We start from the raw sequence: 19,818 nt of genomic DNA, 5'->3' as shown, positions 1-19,818 counted from the left end.
AAGAGCCTTTCCGGAAATATAAGCCGAGTCACGCAAGATGCGTTCAGGACGAGGTGTTTGCTCCCTCACCCTTGAGGGGGGAGCGCTGGGGAGGGGGTGGACGAAGCGCCCTCCCAGCGCGGCTTAGTGGCTAACCCCCTTCACTTTCCGGAGAGGTTTTAAGCCTTAGCCCAAATAAGCTACCAGCAAATCTATCCCCGCCCGCAAGTCGTCCTCATGCACGGCTTCGACGATGGTATGGATGTAGCGAGTCGGCAGGCTGAGGGTCACACTGGGCACGCCCGCCCGCGATTTTTGGATGGCTGCGCCGTCTGTGCCGCCCAGTGCCAGCACTTCCAGTTGGTAGCGGATGCCCTCGCGCTCGGCCAAATCCACCAGTTCATCCACCAGCCAGCGGGTAGAGATCATGGTGGAATCGAAGACCTTGATGCCGATGCCGTCGCCGAGGCGGGTTACGGCTTCTTCGGGGGCGACTCCGGGGGTGTCTACGGCCAACGTCACGTCCAGCCCGATGCCCAGCGTCGGCTCTATGCCGTAGGCAGCCACAATCGCCCCGCGCAGCCCCACTTCTTCCTGAACACTGAACACGGCCACCACGTCATGGCGGGGCCTCTTGTCTCTAAACTGGCGCAAGACCTCTAGTTGCATAAACACGCTGGCGCGGTCATCCATCGCCTTGCCCACCGTCAGTTTGCCCACCTGCCGCGCCGTCTGATCCAGCGTCACCATGTCGCCAATTCGCACGCGCCGCTTCACTTCTTCGGCGTCTAGGCCCAAGTCCACAAAAAACTCTTTGACTTCGGGAATCTTCTTGCGTTCCTCGGCACTGGCGATATGCACGGGCTTGCCGCCGGGGGTCAGAATGCCGGGCAGTGCGCCGCCCCGCGTATTCACGGTCACGTTGCGGGCAAACAGGTTGCGGGTATCGAAGCCGCCGAGCGCCTGCACGCGCACAAAGCCTCGCTCATCCACGAAGCGCACCAAGAAGCCGATTTCGTCCATGTGGGCGCTGAGCATCACGCGCTGGCGGGGGCTGTCCGACTTTTTGGCTTTGCGTCCGGCGCGGGTGGCGATGATGTTGCCCAGAGCGTCCACCCGCACGTCGTCGGCCAGTCCCTCCAGTTCGCGCAGCACGAAGTCGCGCACGGCTTCCTCGTTGCCGGGCACGCCGTTCAGATCAGAAAGCTGATGCAAAAGTTCCAGCCGCAGTTGAGTTGTAGGCACGCGGCCCAGCATAGTCGGTGCACTGTGCCGGATGTCTTTATGAGCGGGACACTTAGAGCAGTTCTCCGAATGGAGCCACCGAAAAAAGAGACTTTCGCTGGCTCCATTCTCCGTCCTGCTCGGTAAAATTCACTCGCTTCGCTCGGTCATTATGATGACAAATGCTGTAGGCAGGCCATGACCAAAAAACCGCCCCACCGGTGAAGGCAGGGCGATTTCCATAAAGCTTTTGATTTACTTCTTTTTGGCGGTGCGGTAGCTGTCACCGAAGCGCTTGTTGAACTTGTCGACGCGGCCTTCGGTGTCAAGGAAGCGCTCTTCGCCCGTCCAGAAGGGATGCACGCCGCTCCACACATCTACGTGGATTTCCGGCTTGGTGGACAGGGTTTCCATGATGACTTTGCCCTGAAAAATGATTTTGGTGGGAACGGCCTTGGGGTGGATATCTTTCTTCATGAGGTGCCTCCTCCGTTACGTCGACGTGCGTAACGGGCAACTCTAGAACTGTAGCACAAAGCAGCGCGGCGCAGTGCCGGAAACTCAGTGTTGGCTCTTCAGGCCCAAACGAAGGCGTCTTGCCATAGTGCCCCCCGCCGAATGAAGGGGAGCGGCGTTCCAGTGACGCGGTGACCGCCCTTGACGGCTGCCCGCACAATGAGGCGGGGGTCAAGGTGGGGATAGAGCGTGCGGGCAAACGCCACGTCGTCTCGCACGTCCAAGCTGCCGCCACTGGCGACGGAATCGGTGCCGAGGGCGATTTCTACGCCCGCCGCCGCAAACGTCGACCACGGAAACACCCCGCATTCCAAATGGGTGTTGCTACGCGGGCAAGTGACCACGGCGCAGCCTGCGCGGGCGGTGCGGGCAATATCGTCGGGCGTCACGTTCACCATATGCACCAGCGTGGGGCGGGCGGCCAATACGCCGAGTTCATCGAGGTAACGCACGGGCGTCAGGTCGGCTTCAGGGGCGCGTCCGATGACTTCGGCAAAGGTAGCGGGGTACGGAAAGCGGGTCATGCTGTCCCAGATGGGGCCGCCGCCCGTGCGGAACAGTTCCACTTCGGCGGGGTGTTCGGCCACATGGATTTGCAGGGGCAAGCCCTCGCCCGCCGCGTAGTCGGCCAGCAGACGCAGCAGGCGGTGGCTGACCGTAAACGGCGTGTGGGGCGACAAACCGAGGCGGGGGCCGCCGGGACGCTCCAGCTTGCGGTGGCTTTCGATGACTTCCCGAGCCGCGCTGAATACTTCGTCGGCCCGTTCTGGAAAGGGGCTGAGAACCTCGTAATAGAGGACTCCAGAGAGGTCTGTGCGGGCCAAAAGCGGAGCCAACAGGTCTTGCCCATGTGACCAAACGATGTCACCCACCGCGCCCGCGCCCAAAGCTCTCAGGGTGTCGGCCCCGGCCAGAGCGCCCGCCAAGCCGCGTTTGTCTCGCTGGCCCATCGCCACTTCGGGAATCCAGCGAAAATAGGGTAGGGCGCGGAAGTCGTAGGCGCTCATATCGAGGTGCGTGTGGGCGTTCACGGGCGGCGGCGCGATGACGCTTCCAGCCCGGCTCTCGCGGGCGTGCGGAAAGTTGCCGCGCAAGGTGTTGGGGTGGCCTGTGGCCGCAATCACGCCGCCTGACACCACCACGCCGCCCGGCGACTGTGCGCCGCCCATGCCCGTATACAGGATGTCGCAGGTCAGCAGTTCGGGGGTGTGGGCAGACTGGGAGGCGGCAGGATCAGACATGCCCGCTATTGTGCCGCGTCGTAGTGCTCAGTACAGCGGGGCAGACAAAAGGCCGGACAGCCCTTAAGCGCGTCCGGCCACCAGCACCAGCTTTTAGCTCATGCGCTTGATTCGGCCTTCCAGCTCGTGGGCCACGGCGTCCGGCCCCTGCCGCAGCAGATGACCCGGCACGTTCCAGCGGTCTTTGCTCTCGAACTCGCTGGTAAACAGGCTCGCCACACCCGTCGCGCGGCGGTCAACTTCCAGAATCACATCTAAGCCGTCACCGTTGGGGAACATCATCAGTTCCAGTTCGGTCAGTTTGTACTGTCCATGCGGGGGCCTGAAGCTGAGTTCCTGTGCAATCCGCCCGTGCGAATACTCGACTTCACTTTTGGCAAGGCTGAAGCCGAGGCGCTGCGCCGCGCTGATCAGGGTTTCCATGCCCGCGCTGGGCAAAATGGTCAGTTGGTCGTTGTCGCTGGGGTCGGACGCTCCGGCGATATCGGCGTCGGTGACCAGCCAGACCGACGTGCCGGGCAGGGTCAGGGGCGTGCCTGCCGGAACCACCACACTGAAGGGGAATTCCTGCGTCTCGCCGGGCCGGATGACGAAATTGCCGGTGATGGGCTGGGTAAACAGCGTGTGGTTCACGTAGGAATCGTCGTGGCGGTAGCGGGTGGCGATGCCCAGATTGATGCGCTCGATGGTCTGCTCCACCGCGCCGCCTTTGACGACCACCACGCCCGTCAGGGGGTCACCGATCCGCACTGCCCGGTCTCGCAACTGTGCATCCACTTTTGCCGCACCTACGCCCACCGACGCCATCATTTTCTTCAGGAATCCCATACTTCCCCCTTACGCGGCAGGCGTGAGCAAAGTTCCCACCCTGCTTGACCGCCTGAGTTGTCGCCGCCAGTTCAGCTTAAGCGATTTCTCAGAATGGGGCGGCTTAAGATTGTCGGCTTAAGATTTGGCATCCGTTCGGCGCTCGGCGATCATGGCCGCGCCCACGATTCCGGCGTCGTTCAGCAGGGCAGCAGGCACGAATTTGCTGCGCTCCAGCACCAGCGCCGCTTCCCATTTGTCGGCCTTCTTGCTCACGCCGCCGCCGATGATGAACAGGTCAGGCGAAAACAGCAGTTCCAGATGTTGCAGGTATTTGCTGACGCGGGCGGCCCACTGCTTCCAGTTCAGGTCGTCGCGTTCACGGGCGCGGTCAGAGGCCCACGTTTCGGCGTGTTTGTCGCGCAGCCACAGATGACCGAGTTCGGTATTGGGCACCAGCACGCCGTCATGAATCAGGGCGCTGCCGATGCCTGTGCCGAAGGTCAGCACCAACACTGTGCCCGCCACGCCTGCGCCCGCGCCGAATTTAGCCTCGGCCAAGCCTGCGGCGTCGGCGTCGTTGATCAGGGTCACGTTCTGGCCGGTGGCCTCGGTAAAGAGCTTGTCGGCGTCCAGCCCGATCCAGCCCTTGTCTACGTTGGCCGCGCTGAGTGTTACGCCATGCTGCACGATGCCGGGAAAGGTGACACCCACCGCGCCCTTATGCCCGAAGTGCCGCACCAGTTCAGCCACCACCGCCTTCACGTCGTCGGGCCGTGCGCCTTCGGGTGTGGCGATCCGGTGCCGCTCTGCCGTCAGTTTGCCTGTCGCCGTGTCTACTGGAGCGCCCTTGATGCCGCTTCCGCCGATATCGATGCCGAGAATGACCGCCATACCGCACAGCGTACAGGCTCGGCGGGGGAAAGGGGCGACGGAGCGGGACTGTGGGGGGCAGGTCTAAGGGGGCAGTGTCTCAGGGCGGCGGCAGTCTAAGGGTCTAAAGGTCTAGGGTCTAAGGTGCTGGGGCGGGTTCGCTGCTGAATTGCCCATCTGCTCCACAGCTTCTCAAGCCGTCCCGCTACTAGTGCAAGGGCTGTTAAGGGGGTGAATGAGCGCCAGCGATTGCCCTTCCTTAGACCCTTAGACGCCTTTTCCCCTCCAGTTCAACACAACAAAGCCGCCCCTCCAATCGGAAAGGCGGCCCTGCTTGTTCCTGCTCTGGAGTTACTTGTTGTTGCGGGCAGCCTGCGACGCGTCGACCAGTGCCTTGAAGGCGGCGGGTTCGCGGGCGGCGATGTCGGCCAGTACCTTGCGGTTCAGGTCGATTCCGGCCAGTTTCAGGCCGTTGATGAAGTGCGAGTAGTTCATGCCGTGCAGACGTGCGCCTGCGTTGATGCGCTGAATCCACAGGCGGCGGAAGTCGCGCTTCTTGTTGCGGCGATCGCGGAACTCGTAGGTTGCGGCGTTCAGCAGCGTTTGGAAGGCATTACGGTAGGTCTTGGAGCGGGTGCCCCAGAACCCCTTGGCCCGCTTGAGCACCTTTTTATGGCGGCGGCGACGAACAGTACCGGTCTTGACGCGTGGCAACTAAATCACTTCCCCTTCGGCAGCGCGAGCTTCATGCGTGCCCACTCGCTCTTGGCGAGAACGAAACCCTTGCCCTTGCCGCGAATGGTGTCGCCGCTCTTGCCGGTGTTCTGGTGGCGTTTGCCACTCTTGAACGCCATGACCTTGCCCGTACCCGTGATTTTCACACGGCGGGTGGCGCTCTTTTTGGTCTTCATCTTAGGCATGTACTTGCTCCTGTAGCCCGGAAACTCCGCGCACTGCGTCACCTGAGAGGTTGGCTGCTGTCGGGTCGCCGTCTGGGGGCGAGGGCCGTTTCTTCGCCGGGTGCGCTACAGCATCTGCAACACGACTCTGACGGAAACAGTTGGCCGCCCTGTCCCACTTGGCCGACTTGAGAGTATACAGGGCGGCGGGGCAGGGGGGCAAGTGCCCGTTCCCTGCCCCGCCGCCCCGAATCTCTTGCTCAGAGGAAAAAACTCAGATCAGACTGCCGTTTTCGGCCCTTCTCCACGCGTCTTCCAGAGGCTGACCAGAATGCCGCCGACCAGAATGCTGATCGTCACAGCGAGGCTGATGGCGGGATCCATCTTGCCGTAGAACTGGTTGTAGAAGATTTTACCGCCGATGAAGACCAGCACCAACGCCAGCGCGGGCTTGAGGGCGGCGAAGCGGTGGACGAGGGCGGCGAGGGCGAAGTACAGCGCACGCAGACCGAGAATGGCGAAAATGTTGCTGGTGTACACGATGAACGGGTCTTGGGTGATGGCGAACACGGCGGGAATGGAATCTACCGCGAAGATCACGTCTGCGGCTTCCACGATCAGGAGGGCGATCAGGAGCGGCGTAGCATGCAGGCGCATCTTTCCGGCGGCGTCGGGCAAGCGGGTCAGGAACTTCTGGCCGTCCAGCTTGGGGCTGATGGGCACAAAGCGCCGCAGCACACGCACCATGAAGTGATTGGAGAGGTCAGGGGTTTCGGACTCACTCTCTTTGGTAAACAGCAACTTGATGCCCGTGAGCAGCAGGAACGCGCCGAAAATCCACATGATCCAGTCGAACTGCGTGACCAGTGCCGTGCCCAAGCCGATCATGATGCCGCGCAGCACGATGACGCCGAGGATGCCCCAGAAGAGGACGCGGTGTTGCAGGTGGCGCGGAATGGCGAGCGCACCGAAGATGACGCTGATGACGAACACGTTGTCGAGCGCGAGGGCTTTTTCTACGGCGAAAGCAGTCAAGTACTGCATTCCGCTCGTCGCGCCCAGCTCGTACCACACCCAAGCGCCGTACAGGAGTGCCACACCGATATAGAACACACTGAGCTTGAGGCTGGCTTTCACGCCGATTTCTTGCGGATGCTCTGCGCCGCTGGCGGTGGCCTTCTTGACGCGGCGTTTGCCTAGTACGCCCAAGTCGAAGGCCAGCAGAGAAACCACCAACGTCATAAAGACCAGCCACATCCACGCGGGCTTGCCCAACCACAGTTCATATAAGAATTCCATCAGTGACACTCCTTATAGGGAGCGCCACACGGGAGGCCGAATGAAACGTCAGCGAGGGAGAAATCTCGCCAGACATCGACGGACAGGAAACCGTGTAGCGATCCTGTCCGGGTCTGGCCTTTACTGCACGTGACGGAGCAATGCTATTGCTCGTAATGACGTCCACGCACTCCCTACTTCTACTGTTTGGAACCAATAGGCATAGGGCGGTTACTCCCCCGGAGTTGAGAACAGTGAATCATTTAGTGAGGAACAGGTGTGTATCCCAGCTTACGTTACAGCCTCGCTCGGTCTAGACTCCATTTTCCCGCCCACCAGCGCCCGTTGCCAGCCGTGCAGCACCTCTAGCGCCTGCATGGGCGTCAGGCGGCTGAGGTCGAGTGTCGCCAGTTCGCGGGTCAGCTTCTGGTCGTCCCCCTGCGTGTTCAGCGCGGTCAGCAGACGGGCGGCGCGGGCGGTCACGGGGGCGGGGAGTCCGGCAAGGCGGGCCACTTCTACGCCGTAGCTCTGGCGGGCCGCGCCGGGAATGACCTGATGATAAAAGGTGAGGCCGCCCGCATCGGCGTCTTCTTCGGCGGCCACATGCAAATTGATCAAGCCGGGATGGTCGGTTTCCAGCCGGGTCAGTTCGAAGTAATGGGTGGCAAACAGCGTGTGGGCACGGGTGGAATGTAGATGCTCCAGCGCTGCCTGTGCAATGGCGAGGCCGTCGAGCGTACTCGTGCCGCGCCCCACTTCATCCAGAATGATCAGGCTGCGGGGCGTGGCGGCGTGCAGAATGGCGGCCAACTCGCTCATTTCCACCATAAAGGTGGAGCGGCCCCCGGCGAGGTCGTCGCTGGCCCCGATGCGGGTATGAATGGCGTCGTACACGGGAAGCTCGGCGCGGTCTGCGGGCACGAAGGAGCCGATCTGATGCAGCAGCGCACACAGCGCCACCGTGCGGAGGTAGGTACTTTTGCCCGCCATATTCGGCCCGGTCAGAATCTGTGTGTGGCGCGTATCGTCGAGCGTCACGTCGTTGGGCACGAAGCTTCCCCGCGCACTCAGTTCCACCACCGGATGCCGCGCCTGCACAATTTCCGCAAAGCCCGACACGGTTTCGGGACGCGTCCAGCCGCGTTCCACAGCAATTTCAGCGAGGGCAGACAGCACATCCAAGTCGGCGGCAGCTCCGGCAGCTTCCAGCAGCGCGTCGGCGTGCATGGCGAGGCCGTCGCGCAGATCGGTAAAGACCTCTTGCTCTAGGCGTCCGGCAGCGCCTTCCAGCCGCGCAATCTCGCGTTCGTGGTCGCGCAGGTCGGGGCGGGTAAAGCGGGCGCGGTCTTTGAGGGTGGCAATCTGGCGGTAATCGGAGGGCACCTTGCCCAGATGCGCCGACGTGACTTCCAGAAAGTAGCCGAACACGTTGTTGAAGCCGACTTTCAGGCTGCCGATGCCCGTGCGCTCGCGCTCCGAGAGTTCCAGCATGGCGATCCATTCGCGGTGCGCCAAAGCCTCAGCTTTTAACTTATCCAGTTCGGGATGAAAGCCCTCGCGGATCAGGCCGCCGTCGCCTGCCCGAATCGGTGGGTCTTCGACCAGCGCGGCGCGAATTTGCAGCACCACTTCCGGCAGCCCGTTCACGCGGGCACGCACGCCGCCCAACAACCCCTCGTGGCCGTCCAGCAGGCGGGCGGCGTCGGGGAGCAGGTCAAGGGTGCGGGCCAGAGACGCCACTTCGCGTGGGGTGGCGCGGCGGGTGGCGACACGGGCAGCCAAACGCTCCAGGTCGTGAGCGCGGTACAGCAGGGCACGCACCGCGTTTCGCAAATCTGCTGCTCTGGTCAGGGTTTCCACGGCGTCCAGCCGCGCCCGCACGCTCAGTTCGTCCAGCAGCGGCGCACGCAGCCACGCCCGCAGCCTGCGCCGCCCGCCCGCCGTGCGCGTTTCGCTCAGCACGTCCATCAGGGTCATGCCCTGCGGAGCCTGCGGCACAAAGATTTCCAGCGCCCGTGCCGCCGTGTCGGGCAGACGCATGTGTGCCCCCGGCTCGAACCGCAGTACTCGCCGCACCATCTCTAGGCGGCCCTGTTGCGTGGCCCGTGCATAGCCCAGCACCGCGCCGCAAGCCCGCACCAGCGCGGCATTGTTGAGGGTTCCGGGCACTTCGCCCAGCACGGTGTGCAGCTCGTGGCGGGCCGCCGCTTCCTCGAAGTTGCCGGGCGACAGCATGGCCGGAAAGCGGGCCTGAAAATCAGCCATCAGTGCGGCGTTTCCGGCCAGTTCGGGGGCCAGCAGCACCTCCCGCGCCCGCCAGCGCCCCAGTTCGTCATACAGCACCGAGCGGGTATGAAAGGCGGCGCAGCGGAACTCGCCTGTAGAAATGTCGAGCAGGGCCAGCGCGTAGCCGTCGCCCGTTGCCACCGCCGCCAAATAGTTTTCGTCGGCAGTCAGGTGGCGTTCCTCAGTCACGGTGCCGGGGGTCAGCAGTTGCGTCACCTTGCGGTCTACGAGTGCGCCGCCCGGTTCCTCGATCTGATCGGCCACCGCCACGCGCACGCCCGCCTGCAACAGCCGTTCCACGTTGTTGTCGAGTGTCCTGAGCGGGATTCCGGCCATCGGGGTAGAAAAGTCGCGGCTGCTTTTGTGCGTCAGCGCGATGCCCAGAAGCCGCGAGAGGCGTTCGGCGTCCTCGCCAAAGGTTTCGTAAAAATCGCCGCACTGAAACAGCAGCAGCGCGTTGGGCAGTTGCGCTTCGACCTCATCGCGCATCTGTACGTATTGCGTCAGCATCGGCGGCAATGGGCCATGACCCGTGCCCTTCAGCACGCCCTGCGGAACTTCTCTGGGACTCACCCGCCTAGTTTACGTCCACAGCAGATTGAGACGGGAGCAGAGGGCACGTTACGGAGAGGTGATGCGCCCGCACCCGCGCTCCCCGCACACCAGAGAGTGAATCTCTCCCCACCTCGGCCCACGCGACTTTTCCGGACACACAAAACTCCACTATCTTCAGCGTTCAATAATCACAAGGGTGACTCCAACACCACTTTGCCAGAAAATCCACCCTTATCTGGCCCGCTGACAGAGGCCTGTCAGAGCGTGGAGGCCATGCTGGACAGCATATGAGCCTGCTGATGATTTTGCTTGTGGTGGGTGCAGCGCTGGTGGTGTTGGCCGTGATGATGGCGGCGCGGGCCAAGCGCACCCAAAGCCCGACATCTGCTGGTGCTGCCCAGCGTTCTGCGTCTGCCCCGGCCAAACAGCGTTCGGCCAAACAGTTGCCGCAGGGCCAAGTCCGCTTTTCCACTGCCGAGGCCGAGCGCCAACAGCAACTCCGCGAGCAAGAGGAAGCCGCCAGCGTCCACCCTTCGCATGTTCCGGGCGGCATTCCCGAATCTTTGCCCATCAAGCTCAAGGGGTACTTTTTCAGCAAGAGTGAACTGGCCTTTTTTCAGACGCTGGAAGGCGCGTTGCCGCAGGGCTTCCGGGTGTTCCCCAATGTGCGCCTGAACGACTTGTTCCTGATCACTGCGCCCCCGCACCAGCGGCAGGGCACCTACGCCCGGTTGCGCGACAAGCACGTGGATTTTCTGATCGTGGCCCTGCCCGATTTCCGGCCCGTGTGCGCCATAGAACTGGACGGGGCCAGCCATGACCAGCCCCAGCAGCAGTACCGCGACGCCGTGAAGGACGTGGCTTTCCGTAGTGCGGGCCTGCCCCTCCTTCGCCTACGGGCCGAGGGCAACCATACCCGCCAGAGCGTGCAAAAGCTGCTGGAAGGGTACGTGAGACAGCGCACGGTGGCGTAGAGTTCGTCTCATTTCCCTGCCCGCCTACACGTCAGGCGGGCAGTTTTTTGGGCGTTCGAATATTGAGCCGCTGGCCCGTTGAACTCCGGTGCTTGAACTACAGTGAAGATGAACGCCGCTTTCACCTTCTCCCCCGCCGAGGTTCCCATGACTGTACCCGCCGACCCCCACGCCGTTCTGAGTATCAGCGCCCTAGAAAGCCTGTATCCGGCCCCCAATGCCAGCGTTTCCCTGAAGGTGATAGACCACATAGATGACGGGCTGCGCGACAGTTTGGCCCTGTCTCCGCTGTGTTTTCTGGCGACGGCTAGTGCGGCGGGCCACCTCGATTGCTCGCCGCGCGGCGACCCCGCCGGAACGCTGCAAGTGCCCGACCCATACACCCTGCTGCTGCCTGACCGCCCCGGCAACAACCGCCTCGACAGCCTGCGAAATATCGTGGAAAACCCGGAAGTGGGGCTGATTTTCCTGCTTCCCGGCGTGAATGAAGTGGTGCGGGTCAATGGCCGCGCCCGCCTCAGCACCGATCCCGAGTTGCTGGGGCGCTTTGAGGTGTCAGGCAAATTGCCCCGCTTGGTCATTTCCATCGCCGTGCGTGAGGCGTTTATGCACTGCCCCCGTGCCTTTTCTGCCGCCGAACTCTGGAACCCAGAGCGGCATCTGACGCCCCAGCAGCGGCCCGATTTCGTCTCTATTTTTAAGGAGCATGTGGCGCGGAATGCCGCTCTCACAGGCCAAACGCCTTGACGCTGAAGCTGAGATAGCTAGATTCATCAACCCCTGAAACAACACTTCCGGCCCTGTGCGGGGTGCTGACCAGACAGTAGGCTGAGACTGGCCTTCCCCTGCACCACCTGTCCTCACCGGGGAGCCAGAGGAGACCGACTTCAGATGGCCGCACCCTCAGACCAACTGCCAGAACAACAACGCAAGAAGTCCGGCACCAAAAAAACACCCGGCGAACGCCTGAGCAAGTTGCTGCCCGCCGTGCAGGACGGCGATCCCAAAGCCATTCACGAGGCCCGCAAACTGACGCGCAAGGTGGCCGCAGAACTGGCCTTATCTGACGCGCCCAAGAAAGTACGGCGGGCTTGGCGGGACTTGCGCCGCGCCGTGGCCCCCATCCGTGACCGGGACGCGGCGGGTGAGCATGTGCGGGCTGCCCTAGAGGAGCTGAACGCCTCCGCAGCCGAGATCGCGGCGTTCGAGCAGGGCTGGCAGGACAAGCGGGCCGAAGCTTTGGCGGCTCTGCAGTTGCCCAAGCTCATCAAGGATGTGCCGCGCCCGAAGCACTTTAAGCGCAAGGTGCGGGCAGCGTTGGCCGAGCAGAGCGCAGACATTCTGGAAGCCGCCCCCAAGGTGCTTCGGGCCAGAAAAACGGAAACTTGGCACGAATGGCGCAAGACGCTGAAGCACTACCGCTACACGCTGGAGTTGCTGGAGCCTGCGCCGAGCGCCCTCACCGACGTGCTGGACGGACTGGGCCGCCTGCAAGACGCCGAGGTGGTGCTGGACATCCTGACCGGAGAAACGTGGTTGCCCCATTCTCAGAACGCCCTGATAACGCGGGAAAAGAAGGCGCGGCAAGAATCTCAGCGGCAAGTCAGGCAGGCTTGGCCCGCGCTGGAAGCTTTTTTGCACAGCAGACTTCAAACGGGGAAAGCCAGCGGCTAATCCAGAAACCAACAAGCAGGCCCACTTCTTTGTAGAGAAGTAGGCCTGCTCAATCTAAACCTGATGATTATTCGTCGCAGCCCAGTGCCCGCAACAAGTCCAACTCAGTAATAGGAGGCAAGACCTTCTTGACGGGCACAGGACGAGGACGGCGGCCAAACAGGCGAGAAAGGAATGCAGTCATAGGCACCTCGTTAGATGGCGAGAGAAGCGATGGGGTGCAAAAGCACAAGTAAACTGATGGACGACTGATCTTATCCTAAGCTCTCTTCATGAGAAGTGGGTCTATATTACATAGTCCTGACCTGTGTCTAGGAGGAGGTAGCCCCTCCGGTTGAACCGTGTTTCAATCCTGCGCTGCGTGCCTTGCCGCGCTTTACCATGCCGGGTATGGCTTACGACCCCCGAATGGCGTTTGATCCCGAACGCAAGATGACCGATGGAGATGTGCAAGACCTGAAGCCCGACGGCTGGTGGGGCGGCGAAGGCACGCTTTTCCGTGACGTGACCTTCGAGAGCTATGGGGAAGGCGTGGAGTTTGCCGTGCAGGTGGCTGCACTAGCCGAGGCGCAAAACCATCACCCAGACATCACCATTCATTACCGCCGCGTGAAACTGAGCTACTTTACCCACGATGCAGGCGGCGTGACGATGGCCGACATAGAGGGGGCGCGGGCGGTCAATGGATTGATAGAGGCCCTCGGCCAAGGCGACCAGAACAGTACCGATCAGAACAAAGGTGCCGCCGCCGGGTGAAGCTCTCCATTCCTGACGCCGACGTGCTGTGGGACGCCCTGCCCGACTCGCGCAAGCACGCCCTGACCGTTACCGTTGCGCCGGGCGACTTGGATGACTTGTCGCACGTGAACAATACGGTGTATCTGGCGTGGTGCGAACAGGCCGCCCGTGCCCACGCCCTGCGCCTCGATATGGGCACCGACGCCCTGATCGCGCTGGGAGCCGTGCCAGTGGCCCGCCAACATGTCATCGATTACCACAAGCCCGCCCTGCTCGGAGACCGCGTGCGGATTCGCACTGCCCTGACCACCTCGGTAGGGGTGCGGAGCGTGCGGGCCTACACGCTAGACCGCCTGAATGACGGCGACGCGGAAGATACCAACGGGGTGAGGCTGGCCGAATGTCAGACGACGTGGGTGTGGGTCGACCCCGTGAGCGGCAGGCCCAAACGCACGCCGCCGGAAGTGATGGAGCGCTTCGGGTTTTAGTTGGCTGGGGCTGGTCTGAGGGTGCTGTGTCTGAGGGCCAAGGGGCTAAGAAACTAAGAAGGGCGGTGGTGAGGTGCTTCAGCAGCAAGCTATGCTACCCGCCATCTCACCCAATCTTTCCCTCTGACCCTTGACCCCCAGACTGTTTTCAAGTCCCAGCCAAACGGCCAACATCCCTGCTTAGACTCTTAGACCCTCGACCCTTAGACTGCCCCACATGACCGACAATGCTCCTCAGACAGACAAGCCCGCTGGCAAAACCATCGACGCCAATGACCGCGCCCGCCTCGACCAGATTTTTATGCAGGTCATTTTGGACGTGCAGGCGCAGGCCCAGCAAACGCAACCTGCACAGGCCAGCAATTTGGCGGCCATGTTCCACAAAGAACTGGTCACCGACGCGCTTCAGGGCTGCGCCATGCTGATTGCCGGGTGGAATCAGGGTGTGATTGACGAAGCGGGGCTGACGCGCAGTGCCAAAGCTTTGCGCGGGCTGGAGTTGCCCGAACTGGCGGCACGGCTAGAACGGCTGCGGCAGATAGACGAGGCGTAACGATCTACAAGTCACCGAACACCTTGTCCATCCGTTCGCGGTCATGGTCAAGCAAATTGGCGTTGAACGTCTTGTGCAGGCCAGCCAGCACAGAAGCTTGTGGGGCGATCACATCCATTCCGCGATCATCGTAAGGGTGGGCCAGCAGACGCCGCGACACATCGGCAACGTAAAGACTGCACTGAAGTCGGGGGCGAATGCCTAACTCTGATGCCAAGACGCCCCACAGCAATAAGGGCAAGTCGTCCCGCTGAATCTCGAACAAGACAAAGACCCGGTTGAAGATGCCGCCTTCCTCGTCCGAATGCGGCAGGCAGACTTGCTGATGGTTGCCGGGGAGAAGGACTCCACAAGCCTTCAACGCACGCCTGAATCTGCGGCGCTCGCTTACTGTCGGCCCTGAATTTTCGCTGAAATACGACAGTGCAACGATCAGGCGCGGCGAAGTGCCGAAAGCCTGAGCCAGTATTGTTCGGGAGAGATCATAGGCCCGCGTGAACATCCTGATGTATGGGCCGCCCCGCGACAATTCAAAGCGGAGCGCATAAGGTTGCTTGTAAAACAAGCCGAAGGCCAAAGCTTCTGCTCCAAAGACATTTTGAATTTGCGTCCAATAGTCAGTGACTTCTTCTTTCACTTCTGCCGGAGTGTAGCCATTTGACAGGAGCAGAGTCAACAAATAACCAGAGATTCACATAGGACAGGCTGCACTCAAACCCCACCCCAAACGACATTCCCGCCCGCCGCCGCACTCTAGACTGCCCTTATTCATGACCATTCGCGTGCTGCCGCCCCATATTGCCCGCCTGATCGCTGCGGGAGAGGTGGTGTCGCGCCCGCTGGACGTGGTGCGCGAACTGATCGAGAATGCGCTGGACGCCGGAGCCAGCCGACTAGAAATCGAGATTGAGGGCGGCGGCTTGGGGCTGGTGCGGGTGCGCGACAACGGCGCGGGGATTGCCGCAGACGGCGCGGCACTGGCAGCGGTGCGGCACGCGACGAGCAAGCTGGAACCCGACGCAGACGCTGTAGAACGTGTGACGACTTTAGGCTTCCGGGGCGAAGCATTGTGGGCGGCGGCCCAAGCGGGCGAACTGCATCTGGTGTCGCGTCCGGCGGCGCAGGTGGGCGCGTCCGAGGTGCAGGCGCAGGGTGAGGACGTGACGGTGCGGCGAACCTCGGCCCCAGCAGGCACCACGGTCACGGTGCGCCGCCTGTTTGCCCGCCTGCCTGCTCGCCTGCGAACCCAAGCCCCCGCTGCCGCCGAAGCGCGGGAAATGACTGTGCTGGTGGGCCGCTACGTGCTGCATCATCCCGGCCTGCACTGGCGATTGACCGTAGACGAGGAAGCCCGCCTGACCCACGCGCCCAGCGATCACCGGGGCGCGGTAGCCAGCGTGTATGGCCCACTGAACGCCAACCGCGTGCTGAGGGTGCAGGCAGACGGCATTTGCGGCGTGATTTCCGGCCCCGAACTGACCCGCGCTCGCCGTGACCGAATGCATTTTTCGGTGAACGGGCGGCCTATCGTGGCCCCGCCAGAACTGGAAAAAGCCGTGCTGGAAGGCTACGCCGAGTTGCTGCCTGCGGGCGTGGCCCCCCTGACGGTGCTGGACATACAGGTAGCGCCCGAAGACCACAATCCCAACGTGCATCCGGCCAAACAGGTGGTGGCGTTGGCCGATCTGGCGGGGGTGGCGGCGCGGGTGCGGTCAGCCGTACAGACTGCGCTGGCAACGCATCCTTTGGCACAGGCCCGCCTTGCCCCGGCCCTGAGTTTACCCACGCCGCCGCACACGCCCCGCGAACGGGCCAACTTTCCGGCGTTGCGGTTGTCGGGGGTGTTTCAGGGCTTGTACCTGCTGGCCGAGGGCGAGGGCGATTTGTGGGTGATAGACGCCCACGCCGCCCACGAACGCGCCCTGTACGAACAATTTGCCCGCGAACTGGGAGCCGCGCCGCCGCTGGAATTGCCAGAGCCGGAGTTGCTGCACCTGACGCCCGAACAGATGGCCCGCCTAGCGGAACGCGGTGCGGAGTTGCGCGGTTGGGGCCTGACTATCGAAGACTTCGGCGCGGGATTGGCCCGCTTACGGACGCTGCCCGCCACCCTCGCCGCGCTGCCTGTGCCCCGGCTGCATCAGCAAATCATAGACAGTGCGCTGGGCGACCACCCTGACCCCCGGCGCGACGTGCTGGCGCGGCTGGCCTGTGCCCCGGCCCTGAAAGCCGGAATGCTGACCCTAGAGCGTGGCGAAGCGGTACTGGCCGCCTTGAACGCCTGCGAGCAACCGTGGAGTTGCCCGCACGGACGCCCGACGACGCTGCGCATGTCGGAGCGTGAATTGGCTCACGCCTTTGGACGGCGAGGCACGCGGGATGTGGCGCGGGGGCGGGACGAGGCGGAACGGGTGGGGCGCTAGGTCAGTGGGTGAGCGTAGGCAATCGTTGAATTTCCCCCGCTGCCAAACCCAAATAGTAGGGCACATACTGAGGCCGCCAATTCGGAACCGTACCCTGCCAGTCACGAAACTGGGCGTCGTACAGCACGGCTCGGTGCAGCAGGGCCAGCGGGATGCTTTGGGCCAGAAGTTCCGAGGCATCCGGACACCCTAAAGCGTGTAGATAGGCCTCACATAATCGGGATTCTAGGTCTGGATAAGCGATTCTGATAGGCAAGTTTGCCCGCGCTGGGTGCAGGGCAAAGGCCAGAAACCAGCCCGCATCCATAAACGGGTGGGCCGCACTTGCCGCCTCGCTCCAGTCGAACCAGAGGCTTGCGCCTGCGCTGGCTAAAGCATTGCGCGGGTGGGCATCGCCGTGTGCGGGCAAATTGGGGAGGCCGTGTGCCGCCAACGCCCCAAAGCTGGCGCGAATAGCGGGCCGCGCCGCTTGCAGGGTGGCGATTTTTTCAGGTTTCAACCCCCAAGCGGTCAGCGTAGGCGTGTCGGACAAGAAGGCGTCTACGCGCTGCGCCATGTCCAGCAAGGGAAAAGTGGGGCAGCCTAACGCCGCCAGAGCCGGGGCATCGGCGGTGGTGTGAAAGCGGGCCAATTGGTGCAGGGCTGCCATCCAAGCTTCTAGCTCTCCCACGCCGTCCAGCAGGATTCCACCGGAGCGCGTGACCAGCGTATTTGTTGCGGCATCGGCGTGCAGCACGGGCGGAAGCAGGGCTGGGTGCTGCTGCGCCAGATGAGCAGTAACAGCCACCTCACGCGGCTGGGCGCTGACTTTGAGAAACACGGAATCACTTGACGGAGCCGCCTCGACTACCGTCCCCAAATCGTTGCTGGACAGCAGCTTGAGCGGGCCAGCAACAGACAGGCCATGCTCGCTCAGCACGCCTTCCAGTCTGGCCTTCAGGGTAGAAAACCAGCCCGGACGCTGCCATTCCCGCGCACCGGGCAAGGGTGGCACAGCGGCCACTTCCCACGCCAATCCACTAGGAACAACGTCAGACAAAGCTTGCAAGCGGGCCGTACCCTCTAGGCCAAAGCTGAGGCCGCCGTCGTGCAGCAACCATGTTTCTAGGTTCCACTCGGCGCGGATCAGAGCGGGCAAATCGGCCTGCGCTCCAGCAGATAGCAACGGCCAAGCGCCCGCCTGCCGCAGCACCCGCACGCCGTCTGGGTGCCAGACGATCAGGGGCGTGGGGTTATTGGGCGAGCTTATTTCCGGGCCAGTTCTAGGCTGCCGCTGTTGAACTGCACCCGCTCATAGGTTTTGCTCCCGGCATTGCAGACGCTGTGATTGACGTAGCCTGTGGCCCCCGCCCCGCTATAGCGGCTACCCCGGATGAAGGTGGCTTCAATCACGTACCTGTTGGTAAATCCTCCCTCGCAGACGCTGCCGCTGCCCAATTCGGCGGTCATATCGGCGGTAACGGGGCTGGCGTTGTACACGCTGCGGGTGCCCACCACATTAAAGGTTTCTCCTGTATCACGGCTCTTGACCGTGCCCGTCACGCGCAGGTCTTTTTCTACGACAGTCACGTCCAGCAGGGCGCTTTTACCGTCGCTGCCCACGATCCGCCCCACGTAGTCGCCGCTGATGTCGATGTTGGCTTCGTTGGGAATGCTGCCGTAATTGCAGGAAGCGAGGGCCAGAGCGGGCAGCAACAGGGCGGGCAACAGACGGCGCGAAATAGGCATACGGTCATGCTAAACCATGTGGCCCCGGTGTGTTGCCGCATCTGTGCCGCATTCCCAGAGGCCGTATCCTAAGCGAATGTCTGACCCGCTTTCCCCTGCACCCACACGCCCCGTCGTGACCCGAATCGCGCCCAGCCCCACGGGTGACCCGCACGTGGGCACGGCTTATATCGGGCTGTTCAATTACACGTTGGCCCAGCAAGCAGGCGGGAAGTTCATTCTGCGAATAGAAGATACAGACCGCAACCGCCTCGTACCGGGCAGCGAAAAACGGATTTTTACCATGATGCAGTGGCTGGGCCTCACGCCCGATGAAAGCCCCTTGCAGGGCGGCCCCAACGGGCCTTACCGCCAATCCGAGCGGTTTGACCTCTACAGCGACTATGCGCGGCAACTCGTGGCGTCGGGCGCGGCCTACTACGCCTTCGAAACCTCGGAAGAATTGACGGCCCTCCGCGACGCAGCGCAAGCTGAAGGCCACATCATCGCCGTGCCCTCCCGCGAGCTTGACCCGCAAGAAGCGCAGCAGCGCCTAGACGCCGGAGCCGAGGCTGTGATCCGCCTGAAAGTGCCGCACGACGGCGAAACGGTGGTCAGCGACGTGCTCCGCAAGCCGATTGCCTTTCAGAACCGCGAAATTGACGACAAGGTGCTGCTGAAGGCCGACGGCTACCCGACCTATCACCTCGCCAACGTGGTGGATGACCGCCTGATGGGCGTGACCCATGTGGTGCGGGCCGAAGAATGGATCACGTCCACGCCCATTCACGTGCTGCTGTACCGCGCCTTCGGCTGGCCGGAACCCGTGTTCGCGCATATGCCGCTGCTGAGGAACGCCGACAAATCCAAGATCAGCAAGCGCAAAAATCCGACGAGCGTGGAGTGGTACCAACAGCAAGGCTACTTGCCGGGGGCCATGCTGAATTTCCTCGCCACGATGGGCTGGACGCACCCGGACGGCCTAGAAGTGTTCGATCTGGCCGAGTTTCAGCGCGTGTTCCGGCTGGAAGACGTGACGCTGGGCGGCCCGGTCTTTGATCTGGCGAAGCTGAACTGGCTGAATGGCAAATACCTGCGCGAAGTGCTGAGTGAGGACGAAGTGGCCCGCCGCCTCTACGCCTATCTGCAAGACCAGAAACACGAGTTGCCCCTCGACGATTACTTCCGCGCTGTGGTCACGATGCTGATTCCGCGCATGGAAGTCTTCTCTGAGTTTCTGGACAAGACCGGGTACTTCTGGACGGAAGACTATCCGGTCAACGAGAAGGCGCAGAAGGCCATAGACGACGCCCGCCCGCTGCTGCCCGAACTGGCCTCGCGCCTGAAGAACTTGCCTACCTTCGACGCCGCGAGCATCAAGGCCGCGTTCGGCACCTTTGCCGAAGAACAAGGCCTGAAATTGGGCAAAGTGATGCCGCCCGTGCGTGCAGCGGTGGCTGGAACGATGGAAAGCCCGGACTTGCTGTCGGTGCTGGAAACGCTGGGCCGGGAGCGCGTGGTGGCGCGAATAGAACGTGCGGCGCGGCCTGCATGAGCGTCACTACTGGCCCGAACACGTTGCATTCCCGTTCTGGAGGAGAAG

The 19,818-nt window shown here is 62.6% G+C and carries 20 protein-coding genes; 8 read left to right on the top strand and 12 right to left on the bottom strand.

Annotated features, from left to right (window positions below; all coding sequences use genetic code 11):
* Window positions 1-165: 165 nt before the first annotated feature.
* The 9 genes from SU48_RS03685 to mutS all read right to left on the bottom strand — a co-directional run bounded on the left by SU48_RS03685 (window position 166) and on the right by mutS (window position 9,613).
* Window positions 166-1,224 carry a M42 family metallopeptidase gene (locus SU48_RS03685; protein ID WP_231881667.1) on the bottom strand — a complete coding sequence of 353 codons (1,059 nt, stop codon included), beginning with the start codon at window positions 1,222-1,224 and terminating at the stop codon, window positions 166-168.
* 234 nt (window positions 1,225-1,458) lie between these two features.
* Window positions 1,459-1,680 (bottom strand): 50S ribosomal protein L31, encoded by a 222-nt coding sequence (gene rpmE, locus SU48_RS03680; RefSeq protein ID WP_019010823.1) that lies wholly within the window; start codon window positions 1,678-1,680, stop codon window positions 1,459-1,461.
* Window positions 1,681-1,778: 98 nt separating this feature from the next.
* Window positions 1,779-2,960 carry an amidohydrolase family protein gene (locus SU48_RS03675; protein ID WP_064014076.1) on the bottom strand — a complete coding sequence of 394 codons (1,182 nt, stop codon included), beginning with the start codon at window positions 2,958-2,960 and terminating at the stop codon, window positions 1,779-1,781.
* 93 nt (window positions 2,961-3,053) lie between these two features.
* Entirely contained in the window at window positions 3,054-3,788 is a 735-nt protein-coding gene (locus SU48_RS03670) for a sporulation protein (RefSeq protein ID WP_064014075.1), read from the bottom strand.
* Between the two features lie 117 nt (window positions 3,789-3,905).
* The gene (ppgK, locus tag SU48_RS03665) at window positions 3,906-4,661 is read right to left on the bottom strand and encodes a polyphosphate--glucose phosphotransferase (protein WP_064014074.1); all 756 of its coding nucleotides are present in this window, start codon (window positions 4,659-4,661) and stop codon (window positions 3,906-3,908) included.
* A gap of 330 nt (window positions 4,662-4,991) precedes the next feature.
* A complete protein-coding gene (gene rplT, locus SU48_RS03660) occupies window positions 4,992-5,354 on the bottom strand; it encodes a 50S ribosomal protein L20 (protein WP_064014073.1) in 363 nt (120 codons plus the stop codon).
* A gap of 5 nt (window positions 5,355-5,359) precedes the next feature.
* Window positions 5,360-5,560 carry a 50S ribosomal protein L35 gene (gene rpmI, locus SU48_RS03655; RefSeq protein WP_019010828.1) on the bottom strand — a complete coding sequence of 67 codons (201 nt, stop codon included), beginning with the start codon at window positions 5,558-5,560 and terminating at the stop codon, window positions 5,360-5,362.
* Between the two features lie 258 nt (window positions 5,561-5,818).
* Window positions 5,819-6,838, bottom strand: coding sequence for a TerC family protein (locus SU48_RS03650; protein WP_064014072.1), 1,020 nt, complete (start codon window positions 6,836-6,838; stop codon window positions 5,819-5,821).
* A 270-nt stretch (window positions 6,839-7,108) separates the two neighbouring features.
* Window positions 7,109-9,613 (bottom strand): DNA mismatch repair protein MutS, encoded by a 2,505-nt coding sequence (gene mutS, locus SU48_RS03645; protein WP_064015815.1) that lies wholly within the window; start codon window positions 9,611-9,613, stop codon window positions 7,109-7,111.
* 332 nt (window positions 9,614-9,945) lie between these two features.
* Between mutS and SU48_RS13895 the strand changes: the two genes are divergently transcribed.
* From SU48_RS13895 to SU48_RS03615, 6 genes are all read left to right on the top strand, one after another.
* Window positions 9,946-10,632 carry a DUF2726 domain-containing protein gene (locus tag SU48_RS13895; protein WP_231881666.1) on the top strand — a complete coding sequence of 229 codons (687 nt, stop codon included), beginning with the start codon at window positions 9,946-9,948 and terminating at the stop codon, window positions 10,630-10,632.
* A gap of 108 nt (window positions 10,633-10,740) precedes the next feature.
* Window positions 10,741-11,379, top strand: a complete 639-nt coding sequence (locus SU48_RS03635; protein WP_231881665.1) for an MSMEG_1061 family FMN-dependent PPOX-type flavoprotein — start codon at window positions 10,741-10,743, stop codon at window positions 11,377-11,379.
* Window positions 11,380-11,523: 144 nt separating this feature from the next.
* Window positions 11,524-12,306, top strand: coding sequence for a CHAD domain-containing protein (locus SU48_RS03630; RefSeq protein WP_064014071.1), 783 nt, complete (start codon window positions 11,524-11,526; stop codon window positions 12,304-12,306).
* A 390-nt stretch (window positions 12,307-12,696) separates the two neighbouring features.
* Window positions 12,697-13,062 (top strand): 4a-hydroxytetrahydrobiopterin dehydratase, encoded by a 366-nt coding sequence (locus SU48_RS03625; RefSeq protein ID WP_082869649.1) that lies wholly within the window; start codon window positions 12,697-12,699, stop codon window positions 13,060-13,062.
* Window positions 13,059-13,532, top strand: a complete 474-nt coding sequence (locus tag SU48_RS03620) for an acyl-CoA thioesterase (protein WP_064014070.1) — start codon at window positions 13,059-13,061, stop codon at window positions 13,530-13,532. Before SU48_RS03625 ends, SU48_RS03620 begins: the two co-directional genes overlap by 4 nt.
* 217 nt (window positions 13,533-13,749) lie before the next feature.
* A complete protein-coding gene (locus SU48_RS03615) occupies window positions 13,750-14,085 on the top strand; it encodes a hypothetical protein (protein WP_064014069.1) in 336 nt (111 codons plus the stop codon).
* Between the two features lie 4 nt (window positions 14,086-14,089).
* Here SU48_RS03615 and SU48_RS03610 read toward each other — a convergent pair whose 3' ends face one another.
* On the bottom strand, window positions 14,090-14,722 hold the full coding sequence (locus tag SU48_RS03610; protein ID WP_064014068.1) for a DUF3885 domain-containing protein: 633 nt from the start codon (window positions 14,720-14,722) through the stop codon (window positions 14,090-14,092).
* A 133-nt stretch (window positions 14,723-14,855) separates the two neighbouring features.
* Here SU48_RS03610 and mutL point away from each other — a divergent pair, with 133 nt between their 5' ends.
* The gene (gene mutL, locus SU48_RS03605; RefSeq protein ID WP_064014067.1) at window positions 14,856-16,508 is read left to right on the top strand and encodes a DNA mismatch repair endonuclease MutL; all 1,653 of its coding nucleotides are present in this window, start codon (window positions 14,856-14,858) and stop codon (window positions 16,506-16,508) included.
* 1 nt (window position 16,509) lies between these two features.
* Here mutL and SU48_RS03600 read toward each other — a convergent pair whose 3' ends face one another.
* Together SU48_RS03600 and SU48_RS03595 are read right to left on the bottom strand one after the other, a co-directional pair.
* On the bottom strand, window positions 16,510-17,706 hold the full coding sequence (locus SU48_RS03600; protein WP_064014066.1) for a phosphotransferase: 1,197 nt from the start codon (window positions 17,704-17,706) through the stop codon (window positions 16,510-16,512).
* Between the two features lie 47 nt (window positions 17,707-17,753).
* Window positions 17,754-18,236, bottom strand: coding sequence for a hypothetical protein (locus SU48_RS03595; RefSeq protein WP_064014065.1), 483 nt, complete (start codon window positions 18,234-18,236; stop codon window positions 17,754-17,756).
* A gap of 76 nt (window positions 18,237-18,312) precedes the next feature.
* Between SU48_RS03595 and gltX the strand changes: the two genes are divergently transcribed.
* On the top strand, window positions 18,313-19,770 hold the full coding sequence (gene gltX / locus SU48_RS03590; RefSeq protein WP_064014064.1) for a glutamate--tRNA ligase: 1,458 nt from the start codon (window positions 18,313-18,315) through the stop codon (window positions 19,768-19,770).
* Window positions 19,771-19,818: the final 48 nt, after the last annotated feature.

Origin of the sequence: Deinococcus puniceus (assembly GCF_001644565.1) — a bacterium.
Classification (GTDB): Bacteria; Deinococcota; Deinococci; order Deinococcales; family Deinococcaceae; genus Deinococcus; species Deinococcus puniceus.
Note: the sequence above shows the minus strand (reverse complement) of the source record. Positions and strands in the feature narration are given on the sequence as shown.